Genomic DNA, 15281 nt, shown 5'->3' on the forward strand with positions numbered 1-15281 from the left:
CTCATTCAGCCTATACAGAAAAGCTATTTAGGTAAGCTCCATGAATGAATTAGGGTCCCGTTCTTTTCCAATTGGCTGTACCGTATGGCATTCCTGTTCTTGAGTTCATCAAACAACTGATAATAGTCCCGTTCCAAGGCTTCCCAATCGCTATAATGTCCATTCCCCGCCGATTCTCCGCTTGGACAGCTGACATTGGTCTCATTGTACAGGATGCCATGGGAAGTTTGCCATTCAGGCAGGATGTCCTTCCATTCTCCATATACATGCCCCCGCCACTGCTCCCCTAAAGCCGACCGTAACAGATTCTTATTCACAGGATCAACTCCCCTGAACATCTCCAGTCCGGCAGGACCAAGATCCATGAAGAGGTTCCCGCAATTGGAGCACTGGTAAGCGGATTTGAACAGTCTAGTGATTAAGGATCTAATCCTCATAGCAGCTTCTTCCTTATCCCGCGGCGTCGGACCCGATTTCTCAATAGCATCGTCAATCTCATCCATAAGATCATCCTGATCCTGGTCCGCAAGGAAGTATCCTTTATAGGGCAAATAATCCGTATTGTCGTGGATTCGGTGTCCGCATTCACATCTGAAATTCATCGGCTCACCTCGCATCAGAACGCAGGCTTGCGTACCAGGAAAGCGCCCGTTGTTCCATAGTAATCACAAATGATTTTTTGGCCCGGCCGTACTGGTTGGTATCCTCGAAGCGATCCGCTAATTCTTGTTTGAACTGACTGTATCTTGCCGCTTCCGACGGATGGGCTCTTAAATAATCTCTGAACACGAGATGCCGTTCAATCTGAGGGTTGTCTGCCTGATAACAATGAATATGATGCGTCCTTGCCTCTCCGCCTTTGCGGAATAGCCTTCTGCCGGGAATCCCCCAATCTCCAGCTACATCATATCCGAGCAGTGTCATCTTATCGTTGTACGGGTCGATTTTGCCTATGTCTTTTACAATACACATCATATCAATGACGGGTTTAGCTTTTAAACCGGGCACTGAGGTGCTGCCAAAATGCTCAAAACGTACGATTTCATCCGCAAATATTGTAGTTAAAAACGAAGCTTCCTCTTGGTAACGGTTAACCCAGTCCGGATTATAATCGCTTAGTCTAACTTTCATGAAAACCCTCCTACGATACAGTTACTACAGGATCACCCTCTGAATTGATTGGAACAACGGTTTCGCTAGGCTGTAATGCTACATTTCGAGACACAGCACCCTTATGAAAAACGGCTTCCACGAATGCGGCTGCAGCTTCTGCGGTAACGGCATGAATTGGAGCTGAATGGTTATCACCATAATGAAGCGGGATGTCAGAAAAAGACATATGCTGAGCACTTTTTATCCGATAGAAATGCGCACTCTTCAAGGATGTAAAGGCATGGCGTTGACCTGTTAATAATTCTAATTACTCCCGCGTTATCCTACTCATCGAGTATAGTGGCTAGAGTGACCGCCAGGATTATTGGAATTAACATTGCAATTGTGCTGATTATTATAGCGATTAAGGATTTCTTTCTATCAGCCTTCATTTGTTGCAAACTCAAAGCTATACTAATGATTCCAAAGACAACACCAATCAGCGACGAGATGAACATGCCTCCAGTTAAGGCAATGAAACTAAGAATAAGTGCTATATTCCTTTTAGCTTTCATAAGTAATCTATCCTTCTCTTAGATGCTTCCGGAAACACCTTTAATTTCCAATCTGCTTTTCCCAATTGAATAGACGTATGCTTGCCTAGGGGGGGGCGGTAGTCTAAGCGCTGGCTAACGAATTAACTGTTTTGAGAGAGTTCTTTTTTCAAATAATAATGAGTATGGCTGCCGGCATTATGTATCGTTCCGAAAACTTCAAACCCTTGCTTTAAGTAAAAATCCAATGCCTGAAAGCTTAGGGTATCTAATTTGATAAAATCACATTTTTTTTCTTTAGCCATTTTTTCGGCTTCGAGCAGCAGTTTCTTTCCATATCCGAATTTCCTGTAGTCCTCGTCAACGTATAGATACTGTACCTCTAACCAGTTCCAGCATATTTCACCAGTTAGTCCGCCGTATACATTTCCATCGCTATCCTTCAAAAGAAGGTTGACGGCTTGATATCTGCCCTTCAATTCGTCAGGGAAATGCTTGAGATTGAATTCAATCATTTTGTTTGTAACATAAGATGTATCGTTTGTGCCGGGCACCTTCACTATTTGTAATTGCATTTGGAACACTCCTTCTAGCAAGAGTTATGATAGCTTAAGTGTATCATTGAGTACCCGTTATTTAGCTGTAAAGAACATTTAAAATTAAGCAATACTGTCCCTGCAACTACGTTTATCAATTCATGCTAAGTTCCTACAGGTTCACCCTCTGCGTTGATGGGAACGACGGTTTCTCCAGGCTGTAAAGCGAAATTTCGGCCCGACTCACCCTTACAAAAGATCGCCTCCATGAATGCGGTTGCAGCTTCTGCGGTAACGGCATGAACGGGAACTGCGTGTTGATCACCGTAATGAAGCGGAATATCCGAAAACGACATGTGCTGAGCCCCTTTTACCCGATAGAAATGGGCATTGTTCAGAGAGTTGAAGGCATAGCGCTGCCCATCGATGTAATCGTATGCAATGGTCTCATTCATAGATGCTGCCATCTCCCGGTACGCCGAAGCTTCTTGCCGCAGCAGCAGAACTGGAACAGAAGAGGGTACCTCTTCGCGGCGAATGAGGTGAAAACTGGGATCGAGCAGGACAGCCGCCTTGATCCGGTGATCCTGCTTGGCGGCCTCCAGGGAGGCGGCACCTCCGAGCGAATGTCCCATGACAGCAACCTTATCCAGGTCGAACAGCCCGGCGAGCTCAGCATCATCGGAGCAGTTAAGCGTCTCAAGAACGTCCATAACTGCGTTTATGTATTGAACCCGGTTGAGGAGCAGACGGGACCAACTGGTGTAGTCACTGCTTGCCAGCTCCGCCATTTCTGGTGCCTGCTTGAGATAACTGCCATCTGGAAATACGGTGAACACGGACTCATGCGGAGCGCTGATCGTAACTACCACGTAGTTTTTGGAGACTAGCTTGGAGATCAATCCAAGATACATATCGCGTTCTACACCGAAACCAGGGGAGAAGAGGACGACGGGATACCCTTCTTTTCTGGGAGCTAATGCTCCGTTGGTTGTTACACTGGCAATATTCAGCTTGTCCAGATCAACGCCCATCTCTGTCAAAAGCTTAGCCGCCTCCGCCTGACAAGGGGCATACAGATCTATACCCTTCACCGGTTCTCCCCCGATGGCTGGATGAAAAATACTAATAACCAGTCTGGAACTTCCTTCCACAACCCTTGTGAATCTCCCAATCATGCTAGCTCACCTTTCTTAATGGATATATATTCCTACTAAATAGACGCCTGCTTGTCTGTTTGGTTGCGGTGATTATCTCTTAATAGACTCAGTACCGAATCTACGACAGCTTGCGGTTTATACAGTTGAATAGAATGCCAGCTGTCCTCTATCACGATCTGCCGGGTTTTTGCGGTTAACTGGAGGAGCTTCTTCTGTGCTTGCTGCCAATCCTCATTCTGCCTTCCGGCAGATAATACGATGATTGGTAATTCCGGAACTAAAGGCTCTGACTCTATTAATTGGAGGGCACTTTCTATAGTGCAGAGAGATTCCAGATATGCCGCTTTATACGCATTATTTCGATATCCGAGTGTATTCACTGTATGTTGAACTGGTGGAGGCAGCCGTTTGGCACCAATAGGTTGTTTTAATAGACGGGGCAACCCAATAGGGGATAAAAGATAACCCATTCTTAGCCGTCTCAGGTGCCGCAGCCGTTCTTCATATCTGATTTGATTAAAAGTGGATTCTATGAATCTTTGCTCATGTGTGGAGTCCACAAGAATAATCCCGGAGACCTCTTCAGGATACTTAGAAGCAAACAGCCGCATGATCATTCCGCCATAGGAGTGCCCTACAAGAATGTATGGGGGTTCTAATTCAAGCTGCGTCAATAATTCCCGCAAATCACGAACATAGCCTTCGCAAGTCGGCTGACTGATAGGTGTAGTGCTCCAACCGAAACCGGCCCGGTCATAGGAGAGGACCTTGGTATGCTTGGCTAATGCGGGCTGAACCAATGACCAATCCAGAGCACAACCGCCCATTCCTGCTTCTAATAGAATCGTCGGAAGATTACTTGTGTTGCTGCCGGTAACCATCGCATGGAGATGATGTGAGCCAACGGAAATCTTTTCTCCTGGAGCTTTATATTTATACAGAAGGTATCTGGAAAGAGCCGCTTGAATCCATGTGAATGGAAGTCCGATCAGAGAAATAATGACACGAAGCAGGCTTTCGGTAAAATTAATTTTGCTCATAAGTCACCTCATTTGCTGTTCTAGCTTAGATAATATAGGAATTCATGGGGTGTTAAAGAGAAATCTTACTGTATCTATTTCCTATTTTATTTCGGCCTACGCTTATCTGATCTTTTTGAGAAAAGATTTGCTTGAAGCTTTCCCGGGCATGAAGTATACTGTTCTCGGGAAGGTTAAGCGCTTACCCTTCGAGGAGGATAAGCGAACATGGTTAAACCGATTGTAGTTGGCATTATCGGCGCGGGAAGAATCGGCCGCCTCCACGCAGACAATCTGCGTGCGCTGCCGTCGTTCAAGCTGAAGTCCATAGCTGAAGCTATGATGAGTGAGGAATTACTGGCCTGGGCAGAGAGCAGGGGGCTTGGCTCTGTTTTTGCTGCGGGTGAAGATATACTGAATGATCCTGAGATTGAAGCGGTGTTCATCTGCACGCCGACTGATTCGCATGCGTCCTGGATTGAGCGGGCTGCGCACGCGGGCAAACATATCTTCTGCGAGAAGCCGATCAGCCTCTCCTCGGAAGAGACCCAGCGGGCCTTGCAGGCGGCAGAGGACGCTGGTGTGCTGCTGCAAGTGGGCTTCAACCGCCGGATGGACCCCAGCTTCCGTAAGCTGAAGCGGCTGGTTCAGTCCGGAGAGCTGGGGAATCCTCATATTGTGAAGATTACCTCGCGTGACCCGCAGCCTCCCGGTGAAGCTTATGTACGTTCCTCCGGTGGGATGTTCATGGATATGACGATTCATGATTTCGATATGGCCCGTTATCTGGTAGGCAGTGAAGTGGCTGAGGTCTACACCCGGGGGGCGAACCTGATTGATCCGATGTTCGGCCGTTGCGGGGATGTGGACACCGCCGTCATTACATTGACGTTCGTGAACGGGGCCATCTGCGTGATCGACAACAGCCGGCAGGCCGTATACGGCTATGATCAACGGGTCGAGGTCTTCGGAACGCTGGGTTCGGCGACCGCCGACAACTGCCGCCCGACAACAGTGGAGGTATCCACCGCGACTTCGGTTACCCGCGATCAGCCGGAGCATTTCTTCCTGGAGCGCTATAACCAGGCATTCACGGAGGAGATTGCTGCGTTCGCCCGTTCCGTGCGGCTACAGGAGCCGGTGATCTGCAGCGGCCGTGACGGCGAAGCCGCACAGCTCATTGCTGAAGCAGCCAGAGAATCGTATCTGAGCGGACTTCCCGTCAAGCTGTCTGTAACTGCTGCGGAAGCAGGATTTTCTGAACTGCAGGCCTTGTAAGCGGATACAGATTCTGAAGACAGAGGAGGATGAACGAGGATGTCTGATCTACTGATTAAGGCCGGAGCGCCGGATAAGGATGGCTGTATCGCTGCGGTCAGCCCCGAGAGTGCCGGATGGAAGTATGTCGGGTTCGAGGTGTACCAATTGCAGGCCGGGGCTACCCTGGAGCGTGATAGCGGGGGGAACGAGATCTGCCTGGTGCTGCTGGCGGGCAAAGCAGATATAGAGGTGGATGGCGAGCGGTTCGCCGATATCGGCGGACGCATGTCAGTCTTTGAAGATATGGCTCCTTATGCTGTGTATGTTCCGGCCGGAGCGCATTATGAGGTTACTGCACTGACAGAGCTGGAGCTTGGAGTCTGTCTTGCTCCGGGAAGCGGCAAATATCCGGCACGGCTGATTACCCCGTCAGATGCGGCAATTGAGGATCGCGGCTATGGCAGTATGTCACGCAAGGTTGTTAATATCCTGCCTGAGCAGAGTGTGGCCGAGAGCCTGCTGGTGGTCGAGGTGCGTACGGGCGGCGGCAATTGGTCCAGCTATCCGCCGCACAAGCATGACCAGGATAACCTGCCGGCCGAATCCTATCTGGAGGAGACGTACTATCACCGGGTCAATCCCGCCCACGGCTTCGTGGTGCAGCGGGTCTATAATGATGACCGCAGTCTCGACGAGACTATTGCTGTTCCGGATAAGAGCATTGTGCTTGTGCCGGAGGGCTATCATCCTGTCTCAGCACCGCCGGGATATGATTCGTATTATCTTAACGTGATGGCCGGACCGGTGCGCACATGGGTGTTCCACAATGATCCCGATCATGAGTGGCTGTTCAAGCCGGGACAGAGCGGGTCTGCGGCAGCGGCAGAGTGAATAGAGTCGAAGAGGGTAGAAGGTATGTAGCTTGGTAGACAAGCGAATGGTTTATAATGGGGCTTCCGCGCAGCGGGAGCCTTTTTTACTGTAGAGGAAATTATGATTTTCTTCTGTTGTGGATAAATGGCGCTCAGGCATGTGGCCCGAATGTATGCGGAAAACAGCATACATTTGCTGGTACGCAGGCATGTGGCCCGAATATATGCGGAAAACAGCATACATTGTGCTCACATGCAGGCGCATGGCCCGAATGTATGCAAAAAACAGCATACATTTGCTGGCGCGTAGGTAATCTCATTCACCCGTAAGGGTTATTTAAATAGCTGGTTTGTTGAAGACACACATACCCGATAGATAGACAGCGTGGGAGGACTTCCTTATAATCGAAGGATAAGAAGGCATGAACGCAAAGGCGGGCTTAATAACAATGAAACCTACGATCTATGATGTGGCACGGGAAGCAGGCGTCTCTATCGCTACGGTGTCCAAGGTATTGAATAAAAGCGGCCGGATCAGCGACAAGACGCGGGAAAAGGTAGGGCGGGTCATGGAGGAGCTGAACTACCAGCCCAGTCTGGTAGCTTCTGCGTTGACCAGCCGCCGGACGGGTACCATCGGGCTGATGATCCCCGATATTGCCAATCCTTTTTTTGCGGAGACGGCCCGCGGCATCGAGGATTACGCCCAGGAGCAGGGCAGCGACTTAATCGTGTGCAGTACGGACCGCAGCGATGAGAAGGCGGCCCGGTACATCTCGCTGCTGCTGCGCAAACGGGTGGATGGCCTGATTATTGCCTCTCATACGGGGAATCCTGAGCTGATTCGCGGAATGGTGGCTGATCATGTGCCGCTTGTGCTGTTCTCAGCCGATATCCGTATGCTGGAGGGCAACAGTGTCACCGTCGATGATTACAAGGGCGGCTATCAGGCCACGGAATATTTGCTGTCCCTCGGTCACCGCAGGCTGGGAGTGATCTCTGACAATCTGCCGGGGAGCAGGCTGCGTGTGGAGGGATTCCTGGATGCGCTGAAGGCGGCGGGGGTTTCTTTTGACAATCCGGCGAATATGATTCACACCTCGGCAACGCTGGAGAACGGGCGTACGGCAGCAGCAGAAATGTTGAACCAGGCACAGAACATACGCCCGACCGCCATCTTTGGCTGCAATGATCTGCTGGCGATCGGGGTGCTCAAGGAGGCGCGCAGTGCCGGCCTGTCCATTCCCCGCGACCTGTCCGTAGTAGGCTTCGACAATACGATGCTGGCCGAAATCTGCCATCCCTCGCTGACCAGTATCGCCCAGCCTCTGCGCGAGATGACTGAGCAGGCGATGCTTCTGCTGAATGAATCAATCAGTAACCCCACCAGCCCCAAGCGCAAAATCATGCTGATGCCCGAACTTGTCATCCGTCATTCGACGGGTCCGGTTCCGCACTAACCACACACTATCTATTCAAGACCTGTTCCGGCTGCGGCTGGGAGCGGGTCTTTTTTGCGTGCTGTAGTGGGGGAAGAGTGGGATGTGTGGGGGGCGTGCGCCAGATGTATGTTGAAAACCGAATACATTGGGCGGGGCGAGTGTGCGTGGGCGAGATGTATGCGAAAAAGCGAACACAATGGGCGCTGCGGAGGCGTGTGGGCGGAATGTAAGCGAAAAACAGGCATGACAAGACAGAGGCCTTGTCACCCCCAGGAATGAAAATAAGTCGGGTGCATCAGTCGCATCCCGACTTTTATTTTCGTATTAAACCGAACACAATGCACCGCCGCGAGGGGACACAGCCGAATGTAGGCGAAAAACCGAACACAATGCACCGCCGCGAGGGGACACAGCCGAATGTAGGCGAAAAACCGAACACAATGCACCGCCGCGAGGGGACACAGCCGAATGTAGGCGAAAAACCGAACACAATGCACCGCCGCGAGGGAACACGGCCGAATGTAGGCGAAAAACCGAACACAATGGGCGCTGTGGAGGCGTGTGGGCGAGATGTAAGCGAAAAACCGAACACAATGTGCCAGTTAGCAAGCGAGCGGACCGAATGTATGCCACAAACCGAAGACAATGGGCTAGCCGACTCTCCCCGCTAGGCAACAACGTGTGCTAAGTCGGAGAACAAGTGGATTTACTACAACTACTGAGGAACGATTGCCCGCCGGAGGAGCAGTAGTTGGAAAAAGGGCACTTAAATAATCCCGACACCCCCCGTGGAGGAAAAATCAATCACAGGAGTTGCTTTTTTTCCACTTGCTTGCTCCTAAGTATCAAAAAACGCGGAATTAAGCTGCGGTTTTCCACCTGTTTTTCCGGGGGGGGGATATCCCCCTTCATCTCCTTCCACCCGATTATTGATATCGCTTTCAAATTGAGGATTGCCAAAAGCTCGCTTCTAAACTATACTAAAGTAGAAAATTAGGTTAAGCGCTTACCCTTCCCCCGAAAAGAAATGAAACATTCTGTGCCGAAGGAAACGATTAAATGTTGAAATGCTCAATCCACACGCCAAGCGACTCTTACAGCAGTATCAAAATAATCTTACGCGTATGCGATTTATAGCTGCACTGTACGATCTACAACTTCACCATGCGAGCTACCTACAGCTTCACGGTACGAATTACAGCTTCACTGTATGAAATACAGCTTCATTGCTCAATTCACATCTTCATTGTCCAATTCATGACGTTTTACAGCCATTCGTGTTACCGAATGAACTACCTTTTCCCTAGCTTGATCAAGGAGGCATCACTATGAACGGTTTACAGTTCGACCCTGACCGGCGGCTGGATGTAGTTGCTGTTGGCCGGTTGTGTATTGATTTGAACGCTAATGAGACCGGGCGGCCGATGGAAGAGACGATGACCTTCACCAAATATGTCGGCGGCTCTCCGGCGAATATTATCATTGGTGCAGCGCGGCTCGGCATGCGTACCGGCTTCATCGGCAAGCTGGCCGACGACCAGATGGGCAGGTTCATCCGCAGCTATCTGCGCAAGGATGGCATTGACGACAGCCAGGTGTGCGTGGACCGGACGGGTGCGGTGACGGGGCTGGCTTTTACAGAAATCAAGAGCCCGCAGGAATGCAGCATTCTAATGTACCGCGACCATGTGGCTGATCTGCTGCTGAACACGGAGGAGATCTCGGAGGAGTACATCGCCAGCTCCAAGGCGCTGCTCATCTCCGGTACGGCGCTGGCGCAGAGCCCTTCCCGCGAAGCGGTGTTCCTGGCACTGGAATTTGCCCGCAAGCATAATGTGACCGTGTTCTTCGATCTCGATTACCGCCCTTATACCTGGACATCAGCCGCTGAAACGGCGGTCTACTATAACCTTGCTGCTGAGAAAAGCCACTGCATCATCGGCACGCGCGAAGAATTCGACATGATGGAGAATCTGTATAATCTGGCTGGCGCCGATGATCAGGCCACGGCAGCCCGCTGGTTCTCGCATCAGGCAGAGCTGGTAGTCATCAAGCACGGCGGCAGCGGCTCAATTGGCTATACAGCGGATGGACAGAGCCACCGGAGCGGGATTTTCCCGGCAAAAGTACTCAAGACGTTCGGTGCAGGTGATTCCTATGCGTCAGCCTTTATCCACAGTCTGATGAGCGGGCACAGTGTCAGCGAGGCGATGCGGCGCGGCAGTGCTTCAGCATCCATTGTCATCTCCCGCCACAGCTGCTCCGATGCTATGCCAACCCTGGAGGAGCTGGAGGAATTCCTGCGAACCAACGAGGAGATTACAGCAGGGGCGCAATAAGTAAGGTTAGTCAGCAGACTTTATATAGAACAGAAGGAGTGGACAGAATGACAGAGCAAACGGCACAAGTACTCAAAAATTATATCAACGGGCAATGGGTAACAGCCGATACGGAGCAGACGGAGCCGGTAGTGAATCCGGCCACAGGTGAGCTGCTGGGCAGAACGCCTCTATCCGGCAGAGCCGATGTAGACCGGGCGGTGGCGGCGGCTAAGGCAGCTTTTGCAGGCTGGTCTGCAACACCGGTGCCGCGCAGAGCACGGATTCTGTTCAAATATCAGCAGCTGCTAGTAGAGAATTGGGAGCCGCTGGCTAAGATCATCACCCTGGAGAACGGCAAAAGCTTCAAAGAAGCCTACGGCGAGGTCCAACGCGGCATTGAATGCGTAGAATTCGCAGCAGGTGCTCCGACACTGATGATGGGCCGGCAGCTGCCGGATATTGCGACTGGCATCGAGTCAGGCATGTACCGCTATCCGATTGGAGTGGTTGGCGGGATTACCCCGTTCAATTTCCCGATGATGGTGCCTTGCTGGATGTTCCCGCTGGCGATTGCCTGCGGCAACACCTTTGTGCTGAAGCCATCGGAGCGTACACCGCTGCTGGCGGCCCGCCTTGCGGAGCTGCTGGAGGAAGCCGGATTGCCTAACGGTGTGCTGAATGTGGTGAACGGCGCGCATGAGGTGGTGAACGGGTTGCTGGAGCACCCGGATGTGAAGGCGATTTCTTTTGTCGGATCGCAGCCGGTGGCGGAATATGTATACAAAAAAGGAACGGACCATCTCAAGCGCGTTCAGGCGCTGGCCGGAGCGAAGAACCACTCCATCGTACTGGCGGACGCGAACCTGGAGGCTTCGGCCTCCCAGATTGTGAATGCGGCCTTCGGCTCTGCCGGGGAACGCTGCATGGCCTGCTCGGTGGTAACGGTGCAGGAGGAAGTTGCTGATGAGCTGATCTCGATTCTGCTGCGGGAGTGCAACAGCATGACCATCGGGAATGGACTGGAGGAGGATACGTTCCTGGGGCCGGTGATCCGTCAAGGCCATAAAGAGCGGACAGTTAGCTACATTGAACAGGGGATCGCCGAAGGCGCGAAGCTGCTCAGGGATGGCCGTGAGGATGCGGCGGTACAGGGAGACGGTTATTTCATCGGACCTACGCTGTTCGACGGGGTGACAGAGGAGATGAAGATCTGGCAGGAGGAGATTTTTGCGCCGGTGCTGTCGGTGATCCGGGTGAAGGATGTAGCCCAGGCGGTGGAGATTGCGAATCGCTCGCGGTTTGCGAACGGAGCTTGTATCTTCACGAATGATGGCGGGAAAGTCCGTTACTTCCGCGAACATATCGAGTCCGGCATGCTGGGAGTCAATGTTGGAGTGCCTGCACCGATGGCCTTCTTCCCGTTCTCAGGCTGGAAGGATTCCTTCTACGGCGATCTTCATGCGAACGGAAGCGACGGGGTGGAATTCTATACGCGCAAAAAAGTCGTCACTGCCCGCTGGCAGTAGACAAGGCGAAGGGAGGACATGAAGTGGAACGTATCCGATTAACGACAGCGCAGGCGCTGGTTAAATTTCTGAATCAGCAGTATGTGGATTACGGCGGCGGGCCGGAACGCTTCGTGCACGGGGTATTCACCGTGTTCGGGCATGGCAATGTACTTGGATTGGGGCAGGCGCTGCAGGAGGCACCGGGAGAGCTGACGGTGTATCAGGGACGCAATGAGCAAGGGATGGTTCACGCGGCAACCGCGTTCGCCAAGCAGAGCCGCAGACGGAAGATTATGGCCTGTACGGCTTCAGTAGGGCCGGGGGCTGCTAATATGCTGACGGCTGCTGCAACAGCAACGGCGAATCAGATTCCTGTGCTGCTGCTGCCGGGAGATACCTTCGCTACCCGCCAGCCGGACCCGGTGCTCCAGCAGATGGAGCATACGTATAATCTGTCGATCACGGTCAATGACGCCTTCAAGGCGGTCAGCAAATACTGGGACCGGGTCACCCGGCCGGAGCAGCTGATGTCGGCAATGCTGAACGCGATGCGGGTGCTGACTGATCCGGGAGATACCGGGGCGGTTACGATTGCGCTGCCGCAGGATGTGCAGGGCGAAGCCTGGGAGTATCCGGCTGATTTCTTCCGCAAGCGGATTCACCGGGTCATCGCCCGGCTGCCTCATCCGCAGGAGATTGCGGCTGCGGCTGAGCTGATCGCCAGCAAGCAGCGGCCGCTGCTGGTCTGCGGCGGGGGTGTCCGGTATGGGGATGCCGGAGCGGCGCTGCGCGCTTTTGCCGAGAAATTCGCCATTCCGTTCGGAGAGACCCAGGCCGGCAAAAGCGCCGTAGCCAGCAGCTTCGAGTACAACCTCGGCGGCATCGGCGTCACCGGCAACGGCTGCGCGAATGCGCTGGCCCCGGAGGCCGATCTGGTGATCGGCGTCGGCACCCGGTTCACGGACTTCACCACCGCCTCGAAGAGTCTGTTCAGTCATCCTGAGGTGGAATTCCTGACGCTGAACGCCTCGCCATATCATGCGGCCAAGCTGGATGCGCTGGCTGTGGTCTGCGATGCTGCCGAAGGCTTGAACGCCTTAGCCGCAGCGCTGGAAGAGCGGGGATACCGCTCTGCGTATACGGATGAGATCACCCAGGCGAAGAAATCGTGGGCTGCGGAGAGGGAACGCCTGGCTGGTGTGGAGTATCCGGTGAACACCGGCAACACAGGTGCGTTCACCCCGGAGGTAGCCGGTCATCTCGATGAGAAGCTCCCGGAATATGCAGAGGTGCTAGGCACCTCGCTGACCCAGACGCAGGTGCTGGGGATCATTAATGAAGCGATTCCGCAGGATGCGATTGTCATTGGAGCGGCGGGTAGTCTGCCGGGAGATATGCAGCGGATGTGGAACTCGGAGATACCGGATACCTACCATATGGAATACGGCTTCTCGTGTATGGGCTATGAGATTGCCGGGGCGCTGGGCATCAAGCTGGCTGAGCCGGGGCGTGAAGTCTACGCGCTGGTCGGGGACGGCAGCTACCAGATGCTGCATTCCGAGCTGGTAACCAGCCTGCAGGAGAACCGGAAGATCAACGTCCTTCTGCTGGATAATGCAGGCTTCGGCTGTATTAATAATCTGCAGATGGAGCAGGGAATGGACAGCATAGCCACAGAATTCCGCCACCGGGGTACGGACGGCCAGCTCAGCGGTGAGCTGATGCGGATCGACTATGCGGCGAGTGCGGCCGGTTATGGGGTGCAGACCTTCCGCGCGTCTACAGCCCAGGAGCTTAGCACGGCCCTGGCGGCGGCCCGCCAATCGGAACGCTCCACGCTGATCGACATCAAAGTGCTGCCGAAGACGATGACCCACGGCTATGGAGCCTGGTGGAATGTCGGGGTTGCGGAAGTGTCCGGCAAGGAAGCGGTGCAGGAAGCCTATGACCGGAATCGCAGCGGACTCAAGACAGCCCGGAGCTACTAAGCGGGCGCTGCATGTGCGCGAACCAAGGCAGACGGCGCACAGTGGATCAAGGATTCTGCCATACTTGGGATTGTGGAAGGGGTAGAACATGAGCATGTTCAGAGACAATGCCGTCCGGCTGGCGATCGCTCCGATTGCCTGGACGAATGATGATATGCCTGAGCTGGGTGGAGGCAATACGTTCGAGCAATGCATCAGCGAGATGGCACTTGCCGGATATGAGGGCAGCGAGGTGGGCAACAAGTATCCGCGTTCCCCGGAGCTTTTGCACAAGGCACTGGAACTGCGCGGTCTGAGTATCGCCAGTGCCTGGTTCAGCGCCTTCCTGACGGTGCGTCCGTATGAGGAGACAGCGGAAGCATTCCGTGCGCACCGGGATTTCCTGCATGAGATGGGCGCCAAGGTCATTGTCGTATCCGAGCAGGGCGGGAGCATTCAGGGGCAGATGGATACGCCGCTGTTCGCTGACAAGCCGGTATTTACCGAAGCGGATTGGGCTGCGCTTGCGGCAGGTCTTAGCGGGCTGGGACGGCTGGCGGCTGAGAAGGGCATGACGCTGGTCTATCACCATCACATGGGCACCGGGGTGCAGACTGCAGCGGAGATTGCCCGGCTGATGGAGCTTACAGATCCTAATGAAGTATCGCTGCTATACGATACGGGACATCTGGCCTTCTCCGGCGAGAATCCTCTGGAGGTGCTGCGTGAGCATCTGCCACGGATTAAGCATGTGCATCTGAAGGACATCCGGCCTGAGGTGGTCCAGCGCGTGAAGACGGAGAACCTTAGCTTCCTTCAGGCGGTAAAAGCGGGAGCCTTCACCGTACCGGGCGATGGCTGTATCGCATTCGGGGAGATTTTTGCCGAACTGGCTGCCTCGCCCTACACGGGATGGTTCGTTGTTGAAGCGGAGCAGGACCCGGCGCTGGCCGATCCGCTGGAATATGCGATCAAGGCGCGGCGGTATATCCGGGAGCATAGCGGTTTGTAGCCTGCGGGTTTAGGGCGAGCCGCCTCGGGATAGATGATGTATGGGATAGTATATGGTTTGAACATTTCACCCTTCGGGGTGATTTTGTTATTGTACGGGCTGGTAGCTAATTAAGGAAACAAGGGGCATTAGTGCACCTGAATTCGGCAAGTTTGAGCGAAATGAGGAAATGAAGAGCATTAGTGCACCTGAATTCGGCAGATGTGGGCGAAATGAGGAAATGAAGAGCATTAGTGCACCTGAATTCAGCAGATGTGGGCGAAATGAGGAAATGAAGAGCATTAGTGCACCTGAATTCGGCAAGTTTGAGCGAAATGAGGAAATGAAGAGCATTAGTGCACCTGAATTCAGCAGATAAGGGTGAGTGCGGAAGTCCTGCATAAATTGCAACAATGTTGCTCAACAGGAGCGGCCTGTGCGGAAATCCTGCACGAAAAGCAACAATGCCAGCCCTAATTTACTTTATACACTAGGATTCCTGCAAATGCTGCAACAATACGCCACAGCCAGTAACTAATTTAGATAATTCCTGCTCAAA

14 protein-coding genes are annotated in these 15281 nt (G+C 53.1%); 8 read left to right on the plus strand and 6 right to left on the minus strand.

Going from position 1 to position 15281, the window contains the following annotated elements; translation table 11 throughout:
* Positions 1–23 precede the first annotated feature (23 nt).
* From MKY12_RS06095 to MKY12_RS06120, 6 genes are all read right to left on the minus strand, one after another.
* Positions 24–602: a hypothetical protein gene (locus tag MKY12_RS06095; RefSeq protein WP_209875179.1), complete on the minus strand. Its 579-nt coding sequence runs from the start codon at positions 600–602 to the stop codon at positions 24–26.
* Between the two features lie 4 nt (positions 603–606).
* On the minus strand, positions 607–1131 hold the full coding sequence (locus tag MKY12_RS06100) for a GrpB family protein (RefSeq protein WP_339313188.1): 525 nt from the start codon (positions 1129–1131) through the stop codon (positions 607–609).
* Positions 1132–1436: 305 nt separating this feature from the next.
* Positions 1437–1667 carry a hypothetical protein gene (locus MKY12_RS06105; protein ID WP_036725782.1) on the minus strand — a complete coding sequence of 77 codons (231 nt, stop codon included), beginning with the start codon at positions 1665–1667 and terminating at the stop codon, positions 1437–1439.
* 122 nt (positions 1668–1789) lie between these two features.
* Positions 1790–2221, minus strand: a complete 432-nt coding sequence (locus tag MKY12_RS06110; RefSeq protein ID WP_339254682.1) for a GNAT family N-acetyltransferase — start codon at positions 2219–2221, stop codon at positions 1790–1792.
* A gap of 125 nt (positions 2222–2346) precedes the next feature.
* Positions 2347–3276 (minus strand): alpha/beta fold hydrolase, encoded by a 930-nt coding sequence (locus MKY12_RS06115; protein ID WP_339254684.1) that lies wholly within the window; start codon positions 3274–3276, stop codon positions 2347–2349.
* Between the two features lie 119 nt (positions 3277–3395).
* Complete coding sequence (locus MKY12_RS06120) at positions 3396–4382, minus strand: alpha/beta hydrolase (RefSeq protein WP_339254686.1); 987 nt, start codon at positions 4380–4382, stop codon at positions 3396–3398.
* 207 nt (positions 4383–4589) lie between these two features.
* Between MKY12_RS06120 and iolG the strand changes: the two genes are divergently transcribed.
* The 8 genes from iolG to iolE all read left to right on the plus strand — a co-directional run bounded on the left by iolG (position 4590) and on the right by iolE (position 14743).
* Entirely contained in the window at positions 4590–5639 is a 1050-nt protein-coding gene (gene iolG, locus MKY12_RS06125; protein ID WP_339254688.1) for an inositol 2-dehydrogenase, read from the plus strand.
* A 39-nt stretch (positions 5640–5678) separates the two neighbouring features.
* On the plus strand, positions 5679–6512 hold the full coding sequence (gene iolB / locus MKY12_RS06130) for a 5-deoxy-glucuronate isomerase (RefSeq protein WP_036725770.1): 834 nt from the start codon (positions 5679–5681) through the stop codon (positions 6510–6512).
* A gap of 430 nt (positions 6513–6942) precedes the next feature.
* Positions 6943–7953, plus strand: a complete 1011-nt coding sequence (locus tag MKY12_RS06135; RefSeq protein ID WP_339313189.1) for a LacI family DNA-binding transcriptional regulator — start codon at positions 6943–6945, stop codon at positions 7951–7953.
* 257 nt (positions 7954–8210) lie between these two features.
* Positions 8211–8606 carry a hypothetical protein gene (locus MKY12_RS06140; RefSeq protein ID WP_339313190.1) on the plus strand — a complete coding sequence of 132 codons (396 nt, stop codon included), beginning with the start codon at positions 8211–8213 and terminating at the stop codon, positions 8604–8606.
* 657 nt (positions 8607–9263) lie between these two features.
* On the plus strand, positions 9264–10274 hold the full coding sequence (iolC, locus tag MKY12_RS06145) for a 5-dehydro-2-deoxygluconokinase (RefSeq protein WP_339313191.1): 1011 nt from the start codon (positions 9264–9266) through the stop codon (positions 10272–10274).
* Between the two features lie 47 nt (positions 10275–10321).
* Positions 10322–11782 carry a CoA-acylating methylmalonate-semialdehyde dehydrogenase gene (locus tag MKY12_RS06150; RefSeq protein WP_036725762.1) on the plus strand — a complete coding sequence of 487 codons (1461 nt, stop codon included), beginning with the start codon at positions 10322–10324 and terminating at the stop codon, positions 11780–11782.
* 23 nt (positions 11783–11805) lie between these two features.
* Positions 11806–13752: a 3D-(3,5/4)-trihydroxycyclohexane-1,2-dione acylhydrolase (decyclizing) gene (gene iolD / locus MKY12_RS06155; RefSeq protein WP_339313192.1), complete on the plus strand. Its 1947-nt coding sequence runs from the start codon at positions 11806–11808 to the stop codon at positions 13750–13752.
* 94 nt (positions 13753–13846) lie between these two features.
* A complete protein-coding gene (gene iolE / locus MKY12_RS06160; RefSeq protein ID WP_339314801.1) occupies positions 13847–14743 on the plus strand; it encodes a myo-inosose-2 dehydratase in 897 nt (298 codons plus the stop codon).
* Positions 14744–15281: the final 538 nt, after the last annotated feature.

This window comes from Paenibacillus sp. FSL M7-0896, from assembly GCF_037975415.1.
Taxonomy (GTDB): Bacteria; Bacillota; Bacilli; order Paenibacillales; family Paenibacillaceae; genus Paenibacillus_AQ; species Paenibacillus_AQ silagei.